11 protein-coding genes are annotated in these 13,944 nt (G+C 58.2%); 5 read left to right on the top strand and 6 right to left on the bottom strand.

The window, feature by feature from the left end:
* Positions 1-3: 3 nt before the first annotated feature.
* From fliG to flgC, 5 genes are read right to left on the bottom strand one after another with little or no spacing between them, the layout of a single operon-like run.
* Positions 4-1,026, bottom strand: a complete 1,023-nt coding sequence (gene fliG, locus IPH10_00775; GenBank protein ID MBK6909462.1) for a flagellar motor switch protein FliG — start codon at positions 1,024-1,026, stop codon at positions 4-6.
* Positions 1,013-2,713 carry a flagellar M-ring protein FliF gene (gene fliF, locus IPH10_00770; protein ID MBK6909461.1) on the bottom strand — a complete coding sequence of 567 codons (1,701 nt, stop codon included), beginning with the start codon at positions 2,711-2,713 and terminating at the stop codon, positions 1,013-1,015. The genes fliG and fliF overlap by 14 nt, the downstream gene beginning before the upstream one ends.
* Positions 2,714-2,743: 30 nt before the next feature.
* A complete protein-coding gene (fliE, locus tag IPH10_00765) occupies positions 2,744-3,040 on the bottom strand; it encodes a flagellar hook-basal body complex protein FliE (protein MBK6909460.1) in 297 nt (98 codons plus the stop codon).
* Positions 3,041-3,043: 3 nt separating this feature from the next.
* Positions 3,044-3,232: a hypothetical protein gene (locus tag IPH10_00760; GenBank protein ID MBK6909459.1), complete on the bottom strand. Its 189-nt coding sequence runs from the start codon at positions 3,230-3,232 to the stop codon at positions 3,044-3,046.
* 1 nt (position 3,233) lies between these two features.
* A complete protein-coding gene (gene flgC, locus IPH10_00755) occupies positions 3,234-3,722 on the bottom strand; it encodes a flagellar basal body rod protein FlgC (GenBank protein MBK6909458.1) in 489 nt (162 codons plus the stop codon).
* Between the two features lie 344 nt (positions 3,723-4,066).
* Between flgC and IPH10_00750 the strand changes: the two genes are divergently transcribed.
* From IPH10_00750 to IPH10_00740, 3 genes are read left to right on the top strand one after another with little or no spacing between them, the layout of a single operon-like run.
* Entirely contained in the window at positions 4,067-5,038 is a 972-nt protein-coding gene (locus IPH10_00750; GenBank protein ID MBK6909457.1) for an HlyD family efflux transporter periplasmic adaptor subunit, read from the top strand.
* Positions 5,035-5,970, top strand: a complete 936-nt coding sequence (locus IPH10_00745; protein ID MBK6909456.1) for an ABC transporter ATP-binding protein — start codon at positions 5,035-5,037, stop codon at positions 5,968-5,970. The genes IPH10_00750 and IPH10_00745 overlap by 4 nt, the downstream gene beginning before the upstream one ends.
* Positions 5,967-7,109 (top strand): ABC transporter permease, encoded by a 1,143-nt coding sequence (locus IPH10_00740; GenBank protein ID MBK6909455.1) that lies wholly within the window; start codon positions 5,967-5,969, stop codon positions 7,107-7,109. Before IPH10_00745 ends, IPH10_00740 begins: the two co-directional genes overlap by 4 nt.
* A gap of 79 nt (positions 7,110-7,188) precedes the next feature.
* Here the strand turns inward: IPH10_00740 and IPH10_00735 are convergent, their stop codons facing one another.
* The gene (locus IPH10_00735) at positions 7,189-8,568 is read right to left on the bottom strand and encodes a sigma-54-dependent Fis family transcriptional regulator (protein MBK6909454.1); all 1,380 of its coding nucleotides are present in this window, start codon (positions 8,566-8,568) and stop codon (positions 7,189-7,191) included.
* Between the two features lie 314 nt (positions 8,569-8,882).
* Here IPH10_00735 and uvrA point away from each other — a divergent pair, with 314 nt between their 5' ends.
* Positions 8,883-11,762 (top strand): excinuclease ABC subunit UvrA, encoded by a 2,880-nt coding sequence (gene uvrA, locus IPH10_00730; GenBank protein MBK6909453.1) that lies wholly within the window; start codon positions 8,883-8,885, stop codon positions 11,760-11,762.
* Complete coding sequence (locus IPH10_00725) at positions 11,759-13,942, top strand: M28 family peptidase (protein MBK6909452.1); 2,184 nt, start codon at positions 11,759-11,761, stop codon at positions 13,940-13,942. Before uvrA ends, IPH10_00725 begins: the two co-directional genes overlap by 4 nt.
* The last annotated feature ends 2 nt before the right edge of the window (positions 13,943-13,944 follow it).

Raw genomic sequence — 13,944 nt, 5'->3', positions numbered from 1 at the left:
GCGTTACTCCACCATCACTTCGCCCTTACCGGCGCTCATGACGACAATTTGACCTTGCTCTTCGAGACGGCGGATGATGTCCACGACCTGCTGCTGCGCCACTTCGACTTCGCGCAGGCGGACCGGGCCCATGTATTCGATTTCTTCCTTGATCGTTTCCGACGCGCGCTCCGACATATTCGACAGCACGCGCTCCTTCACTTCGGGGCTGACATGCTTGAGCGCCAATGCCAGGTCCTTGTTATCTACTTCCTTAAGCACCTTCTGAATGGAGCGGTCATCCAATTGGACGATATCCTCGAAGACGAACATCAAATTCTTGATCTCAGTCGCCAGGTCTGGCGCGCGTTCATTAATCTTGGTGAGAATAGAGCGCTCGGCCGACGTGCCGATCATGTTCAGAATCTCGGCAGCGGCCTTGACGCCGCCAAGTTTGCTCGAGTTCTGCGAAAAGTCAATACGCGACTCCAGCACCGACTCCACAGCCGAGATCGTCTCGGGCGCGACGCGTTCCATGTTCGCGTAACGCATCATGACTTCTGCCTGCAAGTCTGGCGAGAGGTCGGCCAAGATCTGAGCGCCCTGCTGCGGCTGCAATTGACAGAGCACGAAGGCGATCGTCTGTGGATGTTCCTTCTGCATGAACGCCAGCAACTGGTTGGGGTCCACGTTCTTGAGCACGTTGAAGCCTTTGACGCGGATCAACCGTTCGATGCGCCGGATGACTTCAATCGCCTTCTCCGGTCCCAGCGATTTGTTTAGCACTTCTTCGGCATACTGCATACCGCCAATCGCCACGAAGTCCTGCGCGGACATCATGTGGTAGAATTCTTCAACGACGGCATTGGTCGTCATTGAATCTACGTTGCGCATGCGCAGCATTTCCTTCGTAATGTCCTCAATTTCGTCCTGCTGCATCCGCTTGTAGATCTCCGCCGATGCATCAGGTCCGATTGAGATCAGAAAGACCGCTGCTTTCTGAATATTCGTGAGTTTGGTCGTTAGACCTTTTTCAGTTGGTGCCATCCATCACCCAGCTTCTCAGGATTTGCGCTGCATTGTCTGGCTTCGCCGTGACGAAGGCAACCGTTCGATTCAACATCTCTTGCGCTTTCAGCGCTTCCACGGACGGACCGCCGTCATCGAGTTCGATCAGTTGCGTGCCGCTCGTTGCACTCTTGAAGACGACCTTCGGCGAACCGTCGCTGCTCATTACCGTGGTCGCTTGTCCCATCGGCGACATCGCGCCGCCGCTTAGTGCGGCCATCCCGGCAACTGGACTTTGCTGAAGTTGCGATGCTGCGCCGCCGGAATGCGCGTGACCGGCCGTGGCGCCCGCGAGTTGCGCGTGTTCGCCCGATCCGATCATCGTCACAGCCGGAGCGCCGGGAAGCGCAGGAAGTCGCTGACTCATCTTGCTTAATGCGCCGCGCACGGCGAAGAACGCCAGCACGAGCACGATCACCAGGATGATCTTATCCGCGAATTGCAGCAGCAAACTGAGCCAACCTGTCGGCTGCGCGACTTCGTCCGCCGCCGGGCCGTTGTCCTGCGAGAACTGGAAGGACATGACAGTCAGCTCATCGCTGCGGTCGGCGTCAATTCCCAGCGCACTGGATACCATCGAGCGAAATTTCTCTAATTCCTGCGGCGTTCGCTCGACATACTGTTGTGTCGGCGCGCCGTCCGCGCCCGTCGCGCTCGAATAGCTCCCGTCAATCAAGACGGAGGCCCATATTTTCTCAATCGTGCCGACCGCCGGTACAATCTTTTCGACTGTGCGGGGCACTTGATAGTTCGTCACAATTTTTTCTGTCGTCCCGGTCGCGGGATCGTCGCTCGATTGCGACTCCTCGGAGAGTGTCGCGATGCGGTCAGGGTCAAAGTCTTCCAGCGTGCGTTCCACGCGATTCCAGTTAAGCTTGACCGTAACTTCCACGCGCGAGCGCCCCGTCCCGACGACGTCTTCCAGAAGCGCCTGCGCCTTCCGCTCGAGCTCCTGCTCAACGAGTGCCTGCGTTTCCAATTGAGTCGAGGACAACCCGGCCAACTCATCGCGCGGGCCGTTGGTGAGCGGATTGCCTTCTGAATCCATGATCGTGACGTGCTGCGGGTCGAGCCCTTCCACGGCATAAGCGGTCAGACTCGTCAGCGCCGCGACCTGCTTCTTATTCATCGAATAGCCTGACTTCAAGGTCAACACTATCGAGGCCGTTGCGGGTTTCTGATCTTCGCGAAATAGACGCTGCTCCGGTATCACCAGGTGCACGCGGGCGTTTTCCACGCCTTCAATGGCGCCCATCGTGCGCGCAAGTTCACCTTCAATCGCGCGCCTCTGGTTGAGCTTCTGCAATTGATCGGTCAGACCGAGCATCGGTTTGTCAAACAGTTCATAACCCAATTCGCCGGAATGCGGTATGCCCTTTTCGGCAAACGTTAACCGCAGCGAGTTGACGTGCTCCTGCGGCACCTTGATCGTGCCGTCGCTGGATACGTCGAACTGGATTTTTTGGTCGCGAAGCTGATCGGCAACGGCGGCGGCGTCTTTGGCTTCCAAGCCGCTATACAGTGTCGCCATAACAGGCCGCGTCGTGTAAGACACGGCGGCGGCCGCGATCGCGACGATGAGCCCGATGCCGATGACCAGCGTGCCCCGCTGATTAACGGTCAGCCGCTGCCACAATTCGCGCAATGTATCGAGTGGATTTCCCATTTACGTATGATCCGTGATTTGCGCGTCCGATTACACGGGCGTGCGCATCAGCTCCTGATAGCCTTCGAGCGCTTTCTTGCGAATTTCCAACAGCAGCGCCATCGAGATGGACGCCTCTTCGACGGCCGACATGACTTCGTGAACGTCTTGGATCTGGCCGGTGGCGAAGAGTTGCGTCTTCTCGCCGGCTTCAACCTGCATTTTGTTCACATCACCGATAAACTGAGATAGAGTGTCACCGAAACTCGCGCCGCCGGTCGGCGAACTCTCGTTCTTACCGGAGGCAATTGGCGGAATCGGCGTCAGCCGGTCAATTCCGTAGATCATGGATCAGGCCCTCAGATCAAGGTGTTTACCGAGCTCTTCGATCGGACTATGGCGCTCAAATTCGGCGTGCCGCTGCGCGATCAGTTCGCGCAGCCTGGACTCGGCGGAATCGCGTTCTGTGCTTTGCGGTGCCGCCGCGGGCCGGGCTTGCGGCGGCTGAATGGGCGGTGTATAGGATGTATTGATCTTCATTCTACAGGTCGAGCGCCTTTTTCATCATGGCTTTCGTTGCGTTGAAGGCTGTCACATTGGCTTCAAATGCGCGGGAGGCGCTGATCAATTCTGTCATCTCCTGCACCAAGTCCACGTTGGGCAACTTCACGATACCGTTTTCGTCAGCGTCGGGATGATCGGGATCATAGACCTCGCGAAACGCCGACGGATCGCGCTCGATGGTCGCCTGGACACCGTTCATCGGCGATAGCAGCTTGTCTTCATCGCGCCCGAACATGTGATCGCTGTCGCTGCGCGCTAGCTTCTGGTTTGTGCTCCGCTCCAGCGCGGTTTCAAAGCGCTCATCTTCGGCCAGCACGGTGACCTTGCGGCGGTACGGGCCGCCTTCCTCCGTGCGAGTCGTTTCGATGTTCGCAATGTTCTCGGCGATGGCATTCATGCGCTTGCGTTGGGCTGTCATGCCCGACACACTCGAATTCATGCCAGAGAATAGGGGGTGAAGTTCCATCAAGCGACCCTTGAGCTTTTTTGCCACCGGAGCAATAAGCAGTTATCGTGCCGACCCCCCGAAAACTTGAGTTTCGGCCTTGTGGCATCGTTTAAATCAATTTATTTAAATAGCTTAGCGTGTGAGTGGGTCACCTCGGTTGACCTTCCTCTGCCGCCCTGGGCTTCTCGTTGCGGCACCATTTTCCCGGCGGAGGTGGTTGAAGTTGTCCGGCCATGAGACATGACATTTGCGGTGCCGTTCGCCTTGTACAATGTCGCCCAAGGCGCGGGGAAACGGCCTTGCGAGGCACGCTGAAATTGCCGTACTTGTATTGTATCACCCATTGACCGACTAGGTTGGACATGAAGACACCGAAATTCTCAACGCTGCTCTCTGTTATCCTTGCGGGGCTGACAGGCTTGCTGTTGGTGGTCGGCTGCGGCACCAAGCCTCCGGACCAGTATCAAGGTTACGTCGAAGGCGACTTCGTTAACGTGGCTTCGTCTCAGCCGGGCCGCTTGGACAGCGTCATGGTGCAGCGCGGCTCGACCGTGGCCGCAAACGCCCCATTGTTTTCGTTGGATGCTCAAGTCGAGTCGGCAGTACTGCGGCAATCCGAACAGCAGTTGCTGGCCGCCCGGTCGCAGCTTGAGGACTTGCAGCAGGGCCGTCGTCCGCAAGAAATTGACGTGATTCAGGCGCAATTGGCCCAAGCCGAAGCGAACGAGAAGCTCACGCAGTCCACCCTCCGCCGCGAGGACGCCGTGTTTAAATCTGGCGGAGTGTCCCCGGAGCAAATGGAAATTGTGCGCGCCCAGGCCGACCAGGCCGCCGCTCGGGTCCGCGAGTTGCGAAACCAACTGAAAGTCGCCTCTCTCCCCGCACGCTCGGATCAGGTGCAGGCGCAGGCCGCTCTGGTGCAGGCGGCGCAAGCCGCCTACGACCAGGCCAAGTGGCGGCTCGACCAAAAAGCCGTCAGCGCCGTGACCGGTGGGTTGGTTTACGATGTATTGTACGAGGTGGGGGAATGGGTACCAACTGGAGCGCCCGTGGTCCGACTGCTTCCGCCAGCAAACCTCAAACTGCGGTTCTATGTACCGGAGACGCATTTAGGCAAGCTGTCGCCCGGCCAATCCGTTCTCGTGACGATAGATGGCCGCACCGGCGAGCTTCCGGCTACGATTTCCTACATCTCCGCGAGTGCCGAATTTACGCCGCCGATCATCTACAGCAACGAAACGCGTTCCAAACTTGTCTTCATGGTCGAAGCGCGACCCGCTGATGGCGCTACACGCCTCAACGTCGGCCAGCCTGTGAGCGTAAGACTCCCGTGAACTCCGAACTTGCGATAGACGTCCACGACCTCGTCAAGTGCTTTGGCCACAAGCGCGTGGTGAATCAGGTCTCGCTGCAGGTGAAGCGCGGTGAGATATTCGGTTTTCTCGGGCCCAATGGCAGCGGCAAAACGACGACGATTCGCATGATGTGCGGCCTGCTGACTCCCGACTCAGGCAGCGGTACCTGTTTGGGCTACGACATTCTCAAGCAGAGCGCGGGTATCAAGCGGCATGTAGGCTACATGACGCAGCGCTTTTCGTATTGGGAAGATCTCACAATTCGCGAGAATCTCGAGTTCGTGGCCCGCATGTACTACATGCCGGATCGCCGCACCGCAGTCAACACCACGCTCGACGAACTCGGCTTGACCTCGCGCGCCAATCAACTGGTCGGCCAACTTTCCGGTGGTTGGAAGCAGCGGCTGGCGCTGGCCGCCTGTATGCTGCATCGGCCGGAACTGCTCTTGTTGGATGAACCGACCGCCGGCGTGGATCCCTCGGCACGGCGCGATTTTTGGGAGGAACTTCATCTTTTGGCCAGCCGTGGGATCTCGGTGCTGGTCAGCACGCACTACATGGACGAAGCGGAACGCTGTCATAAGCTGGCCTACATTGCTAACGGGAAACTGCTGGCCAAAGGCACCTCACCCGAAATTGTGGCGTCGCAGAACCTCAGCACCTTTATTGTCTACGGCGAGCATCTGCTCGAACTCTCCGAGGCCCTGCAGATTACGCCGGGGATTGCTCAGACTGTTCTGTTTGGCACCGCTCTGCATGTCAGCGGCCTGGACGCGGCACAGACGCGTGCCACGATTGATCGCGCCGTCGCCGGAACATCGCGTCGGGTTGAGCAGGTCGAGACCGGGCTAGAAGACGTGTTTATCTATCTGATGAAAACGGCCGCCCCGCAGAATGGGAGCCCGTCATGAGATTCTACAGCCCCGAGGGCGCGTCCCGCTGGTGGAGCATGGTCGTCAAGGAGTTCTTGCAGCTCAAACGCGATCGCTTGACATTCGGCATGATCATCGGCATTCCGATTATTCAATTAATGTTGTTCGGCTATGCCATCAACAGCGATCCGCGGCACATGCCGACCGGCTTGCTGATACAAGACCACAGCGACATCGTCCGCACGCTGGTCGCGACGCTAAAGAATTCAGACTACTTCACCATCGTCGGGGAAGTTCCTGACGAAGAGTCGGGCCGTGCCGCGTTGGCGCAGGGTACGATACAATTTCTGGTCAACATTCCACCGGACTTCACGCGCCAGCTCTTGCGCGGTGAACATCCGGCTTTACTCCTTGAGGCGGACGCCACCGACCCCGCCGCGACCGGCATGGCGCTCTCGTCCGTCAGCACTCTGGCCGAGTTGACGGCCCGCCGTGAATTGACCGGCGCCCTGTCGCACTTGGCCCCCTCCCCTGCTCCTTTCGAGGTCAGGGTACAACGGCTCTACAATCCCGAGGGCAACACGCACTTCAACATTGTTCCCGGTTTAATGGGCGTGATTCTCACGATGACGATGGTGCTGATGACCGGACTGGCCATTACGCGGGAACGCGAACGCGGGACCATGGAAAACCTCCTGGCGATGCCGGTACTCCCCTTCGAGGTGATGGCGGGCAAAATCGTCCCGTATATCGTGATCGGCCTGTTGCAAGCGACGATCATTCTCATTGCAGCGCGAGTGCTTTTCCATATCCCCATGTTTGGCAGTCTTCTGACGCTGTATTTGGCGGCGTTCGTATTCGTTGCGGCCAATCTGATGGTGGGCATCACCATCTCTTCGCTCGTGCGCAACCAGCTTCAGGCGATGCAGATGACCTTCTTTTTCTTCCTGCCGAATATTCTTTTGTCAGGCTTCATGTTTCCCTTCCGCGGCATGCCGATGTGGGCGCAGCACATCGGCAACGTCTTGCCGTTGACCCATTTCCATCGAGTCGTGCGCGGCATTGTGCTGAAAGGCAACACTCTGCCTGATCTCTGGCCCGACATCTGGCCCATGATGGTCTTCGGCACGGCGATGCTGGTCATCGCGGTCGGATTCTATCGCCGAACGTTAGACTAACTTGTCAAAGTAGTCGCAAATAAGAACGCGGCGACTCATCTGAGTCGCCGCGTTCACATTTGTCACGAAGTGTACCAATCTAATCTACGGCAATGCCCTCTTCACGGTACTCGCGCAACTTGTTGCGGAGCGTACGAATTGAGATCCCCAGCGACTCAGCGGTCTTGGTGCGGTTGTTGTCGTGGACTCGCAATGCCCGGAAGATCGCGGCCTTCTCGATCTCAGCCAGCGTCGCCGTCGTCTGCGCGTCCAGCGTGAACATTGTCTCGGATTGCGGCGCTGTCTCGATTCCGTCCAGATAAAGGTGCTTGGTGCGCACGAGGCTGTCGTCGCACATGATAACGGCGCGTTCGATCTTGTGCTGCAACTCGCGCACGTTGCCCGGCCAATCGTAGCTGATGAGCTGCTCCATCGCCTGCTCGTCAATTCCCTGCACATTCTTCGCGTACTCATTCGAATAGGCCGCCACGAAATGGCTGACCAGTACCGGAATGTCCTCGCGGCGTTCGCGCAACGCGCTAACCCTGATCGGGCAGACGTTTAAGCGGTGGAACAGGTCTTCGCGGAATTGACCGTCGGCAATCGCCTTCTTCAAGTCGCGATTGGTCGTGGCCACGATACGCACATCTATCTTGATCGTCTCGCGGCCGCCCAGTTTTTCAAACTCACGCTCTTGCAGCACGCGCAATAGCTTGGCCTGCATCGCCGTGGACATCTCGCTGACTTCATCCAGCAGCAGTGTGCCGCCGTGCGCCAGCGCGAACCGGCCTTCGACCGTTTTGATCGCCCCGGTAAACGCGCCCTTCTCGTGGCCGAACAGCTCGGATTCCATCAGCGTCTCGGGCATCGCCGCGCAGTTAATCTTGACAAACGGACCGCCGCGCCGCGGGCTGTTTTCGTGCAGAGCGCGCGCGATCAATTCCTTGCCCGTCCCCGATTCGCCCTGAATCAAGACCGTCGCCTTGGTCGGCACGATCATCTCCAACTGTTCGAGCACTTCAATCATCTTGGGCGACTGCCCCAGAATGTTGTTGAACTGGAATTTCGAACCAAGTTCGCGCTTCAACTCAAAATTCTCAAGCTTCAGCTTGCGCGACTCAAACGCCTTCTGGATTCTGAGCAGGAGGGTCTCCTGCGGGAAGGGTTTTTCGAGGAAGTCAATCGCGCCGTCCTTCAAGGCCGCGACCGCCTCCGGGACGCTGCCGTATTGGGTCATGATGACCACGTCCACGCCCGGGAAACGCTCCTGGGTCGTCCGCAAGAGCTGCAGACCGGACATCTTCGGCATCCGAACGTCCGTCACGATTACGTCAAACTGCTGACCCTCTTCTAACAAGTTCAGTGCGGATTGACCGTCCTCACAGGCCTCGACGGCGTAGTTCCGTCGTTTCAGGGTCTGGACCAACCAATCGCGAAAGTGCTGTTCGTCATCTACAACAAGAATACGGTTTTTGGCCATGCGGTGCGAACTCCTGTGGGATGGCTGGGTCTGGGTCGGGAATGCGGGCAAGGTCGGGCAGTTTCGGGAAAAAACGGCAAGTCCCGCACTCTCTTCTACTATAGCAGATATAGTTGCAAACCACCTAATTCTGGCAAGTTATATCATGTTTTGCCATAGGCGGGCGCAATATACGAAGGCATATTGAGTTTGTCAAGCAGAAATTGCCGGGGGAAACTGTTGCCGCAAGTGAGCGTGTTATGCCACTCGCCTTGATTATCGGCTGTTTTTTCGGTACATTGAATGTTCATGCTAAGACTGGGATAAACAAATAGATGGAATCGCCGTTTTTACGGATTTCGGGCGCCCGCGAACACAATCTCCAGAATGTCTCGCTGGACTTGCCACGAAATCACTTGATTGTCATCACCGGGATTTCCGGGTCGGGGAAGTCCTCCTTGGCTTTTGATACGCTTTACGCCGAGGGTCAGCGACGCTATGTCGAGTCCCTGTCGGCGTATGCCCGTCAGTTCTTAGGACTGATGGAGAAGCCGGACGTTGATGCAATCGAAGGACTCTCACCCGCGATCTCCATTCAACAGAAGGCCGGCATTCGCAATCCGCGTTCGACCGTTGCGACAGTCACCGAAATTTACGATTACCTACGTCTGCTTTATGCGCGCATCGGCAAACCGCATTGCCCGAACTGCGGCAAACCGATTCAACGGCAGACGGCGCAGGAAATCGTGGATGCCCTGCTGAATCTCCCCGAAGGCTCCAAGATCCAACTGCTCGCTCCGGTCGTCACAGGCCGCAAAGGTGAGTACCGCGAGATCTTCGAGAGCATCCAGCGCGACGGCTTCGTGCGCGTCCGCGTAGACGGCGAGATTCGTTCACTCGATGAGAAATTTGACCTCGATAAGAAGCGCCGTCATACCATTGAAGTCGTCGTGGATCGTCTGGTCGTTAAGGACGGCCTGCGCGGCCGCCTGACTGACTCGGTGGAGACGACACTTCGCCTGTCAAGCGGTCTGCTGATCGCCACAATCGAAGGCCGCAAGGAGCGCATCTTCAGCGAGCGTTTCGCCTGTCCTGACTGTAACATCTCGATTCAGGAAGTCGAACCGCGCCTGTTTAGCTTCAACTCACCTTTCGGAGCGTGCGAACGCTGCACGGGCTTGGGCTTCAAGATGGAAATCGATCCTGAGCGCGTCGTCCCGAACGATGAACTCTCAATTGAAGACGGTGCCATTGCCAGTCTCTCGGGCGGTACGGACGGCTGGATGGGCAACATGCTCGACAGCGTCGCCCGCAAGTTCAAGATCGGGCTCACGGTGCCCTGGAAGAAGCTGAAACCCGAGCAGACACAGGTCATTCTGTACGGCTCGGGCAAAAAGGAAGTTGCGTTCGTCTGGGAAGGCCAGAAGTCCCGCTTTGAAACGACGGGCAAATGGGAAGGCATCATTCCCAATCTCATGCGCCGCTATCAGCAGACCACCTCGACGCAGGTGCGTGAGTGGATTGAAGATTTCATGGGCAACATCCCCTGTCCCGATTGTCAAGGCGCGCGTCTGAAACCCGAAGCGCTGTCCGTGCTCGTGCAGGGACAAAACATTCATCACGTCTGCGATCTATCCATCGGGCACGCGCACGATTTCTTCAGCAGTCTGACGCTGAATGAACGCGACACGCTCATTGCGCGCCAGATTCTGAAAGAAGTGCGCGAGCGTTTGACCTTTCTGCTCGACGTTGGCTTGGACTATCTGACGCTCAATCGCGCCGCCGGTAGTCTGTCCGGTGGTGAGGCGCAGCGCATCCGTCTCGCGACCCAAATCGGATCGCAACTAACCGGCGTGATGTACATTCTCGACGAGCCCTCGATCGGCCTGCATCAACGCGACAACGACCGCTTGATTGCCACGCTGAAACGCTTGCGCGACATCGGCAACACCGTCATCGTGGTCGAACATGACCGCGACACAATTGAAGCCGCCGACCACGTCGTGGATCTGGGCCCCGGTGCCGGTCGCCACGGCGGACAGGTCGTCGCGCAGGGCACTCCCTTTGAAGTCGCCAAAATCGAGCATTCGCTCACCGGTCGCTTCTTGAGCGGATTGGATCGCATCGAGGTGCCGTCGCAGCGTCGTCCGGGCGCGGGCAAGAACTTGGGCATTCGCCGCGCTCGCGGCAACAATCTCAAAGACGTCTCGGTGGATTTTCCGCTTGGTACTTTCACGGTCGTCACCGGTGTGTCGGGCTCGGGTAAGTCCACGCTCATCAACGAAACGCTCTATCGCGCGCTGGCGCAAAAGTTCTACAGTTCGAAAGAGCCGCCGCTGCCGTATGGGCAGTTGACCGGACTTGGCCACATCGACAAGGTGATTGACATTGATCAGTCACCGATTGGGCGCACGCCGCGCTCCAATCCCGCGACCTACACCGGTCTGTTCACGCAGATTCGCGATCTCTTCAGCCAACTTCCCGAAGCGAAGATGCGCGGGTACAAACCGGGCCGCTTCTCCTTTAACGTCAAGGGCGGGCGCTGTGAAAATTGTCAGGGCGACGGCATCATCAAAATTGAGATGCACTTCCTGCCCGATGTCTATGTCCCCTGTGAAGTCTGCCACGGCAAGCGCTACAATCGCGAGACGCTCGAAGTTCGCTGGAAAGGCAAGTCCATCGCCGATGTGCTTGATATGACCGTCTCCGAAGGGCGCGAGTTTTTCGAATCCATGCCGTCCATCTCCCGCAAATTAGCGACGCTCGAAGAAGTCGGGTTGGGGTATATTCATCTCGGTCAGCAGGCGACAACGCTATCCGGCGGTGAAGCACAGCGCGTCAAGCTCGCCACTGAACTCTCGCGCGTCGCCACGGGCCGCACGATCTATATTCTTGACGAGCCGACGACCGGCCTGCACTTCCACGACATCAAATTGCTGCTCAAAGTCCTGCACACGCTTGTAGACCGCGGCAACACCGTACTCGTGATTGAACACAACCTTGACGTGATCAAAACGGCGGACTGGATCATTGACCTCGGCCCCGAAGGCGGCGAGCGCGGCGGTGAGATTCTCGTGGCCGGCACTCCCGAAGACGTCGCCAAACACAAACTCAGTCACACGGGCCGCTATCTGAAACTCGAACTGGAAGCGCGCCGCAACGCGGACGTCGCCAAGAGCAATGGCCGCCGCCGCAACGAGGTCAGCCCCGCATGATGCTGCACGGCCTGCTGATCTTCGCGGCGCTCGCCGCAAACCTGCTCGCCTTTGACGCCGAACGTGCCTTGGACCTTGCGCGCCAGTTGTCAGACGATCGCTTCGAAGGCCGCAAACCCGGCCACGCCGGCGGTAAACTGGCTGAAGAGTACGTCGCCGATTATTGCCGGGGAATTGGCCTCGATCCTGTCGGCACTGACGGCTATTTTCAAGCAGTACCGCTGCTGGTCACCGAAGAACAGGCCGCGAGCTTTGCCGTCACAGGTTCGGAACTCGGCAAGATAACGTTCACGCACGGACTCGATTTCAATCTGATCACGCATAGCGGATCGGGCTATTTCACGAAGGACATTGTTGTCGCGGGATACGGCATCGTCAGTCCGGCCAAAGGCCGTGATGACTATCAAGATCTTGATGTCAACGGCAAAGTCGTCGTCATCGTCCGCGGCGCGCCGACCAGCGCCTACAGTTTTGACGACGAGAACACGCGCACGCACACGCTGAAAGAAGCCAAGGCGCGCGGCGCGGCGGCGGTGTTGTGGTATGCTGACGCGATGCCTCTAAACGGTGCCGCGATTCGCGAAGAGCTCTACGATCCGGAATTGCCACTGATGTATGTCGGTGAGCGCGTTCTGCAAGTTGTTCTTGAAAACTCCGGCTATTCAATAGCAAGCTATAAGGAGGCGCTCAAGACCAGGTCCGTGCCGTTGACCACCGACAAACAGGCGGCCCTCAATGTCAAGGTGCGACCGTTGAAAGACCGCGTGGGACGCAACGTCTGCGCGATGCTCTACGGCAACGATGCCGTGCTGCGCAACGAGATTATTGTCGTTGGCGCGCATCTCGATCATTGCGGCATCAACGCAGGCCGGATTCCATACAACGGCGCGGACGATAACGCCTCCGGCAGTGGCTTGATTGGCGAATTGGCGCGCGCGCTGAAAGACGGCGGCCCCTACAAGCGCAGCGTCATGTTCATCTGGTTCACCGCCGAAGAAGATGGACTACTCGGCAGCTACCACTTCGTCGAACAGCCAACGATTCCCTTTGGCAATATCGCGGCGATGTTTAACTTCGACATGGTCGGTCAGGGCGACGGAAACGCCACGGTCGTGGGTCTCGAATTGCTCGGAGGGCTCGGCAACGCCTACGCCGATTCGCTCGCGACCCTGGCGAAAGCTCCGCGCATCCGCGCCTATCGCGGCCGCGGCAGCAGCGACTACGCACCGTTTGCCGAAGCCGGCGCGCCCGCCATCGCGTTTTACTCGTCGGGCGATCATCCCTTTTATCATCACTTTTCGGACGACGGCGCCTGGCTCAATCCCGAGTCGTTTGCCGCCGTTGGCACGCAGGCCGAAGCGCTGATCCGAAATGTCGCCATGCAACAAACGGCCATAGCCTGTCGCAGCGATTCACTGCGCGTATTGTCGCGCTTCGCCGTCACTCTCGACGTTGACGGGTTCTTCGTAGATCAGACCGGCACGGTGAGTGCTTCCGACGCCATTACAGTCGCTTGGCTTCCGTACGACGCGCGCACAACCACGTCGGACATGCTCAATCGTTCAGCGCTGCTGCACACCTATTGCGCGGACAAGATGATTGCCAGCGACGGACTGAAGAAGGCCATTGAGCAGCGCGGCAAATTGGATCAAGCTGTTGTGCTGGCCATCACCGAAGCAGCACTCTTCAAGCGCACGCAAGCCGATATTGTCGCGCTGGCGCGCATGGGCCTTTCGCTGGTGCATCTGACACCCGGTGCCGACGCGGACAAGACGGCCTTGACCGAACAGGCTGCCAAAGCGCTCAGGGACGCGGGCAGCTTTGCGCTGATTCCCCTCGATTTCAAAACCGGCGCGCGCGTTAATGCGTGGGGTTCGCACGCCATCGTCACCGCGACACTCGATCAATTCGCGCAGTCTCCCGCGGAAGTCCGCGATTCGCTGCTCACCAGTCCCGCGCTCGTTCTTCTCGACGTAATTTCGGAGCCCACAGCCGAGCAGCTCGAGACTCTGCGCAATGCGCGGCAACGCTATGTGCATCTCAATTTCGGCGAATCCTATCCCGAACTGCGCGAAAGCGAACACAAGGCCGCGCTGCGCAGACTGTACGAGATCGGCTTCACCCGCGATGACATTCTCTGTCTGTTTGGCGCAAACTTGCGCCGCTTCCTGAACGGCTAAGG

Source organism: bacterium (genome assembly GCA_016702305.1).
In the GTDB taxonomy this organism is placed as follows: domain Bacteria; phylum Electryoneota; class RPQS01; order RPQS01; family RPQS01; genus JABWCQ01.
Note: the sequence above shows the minus strand (reverse complement) of the source record. Positions and strands in the feature narration are given on the sequence as shown.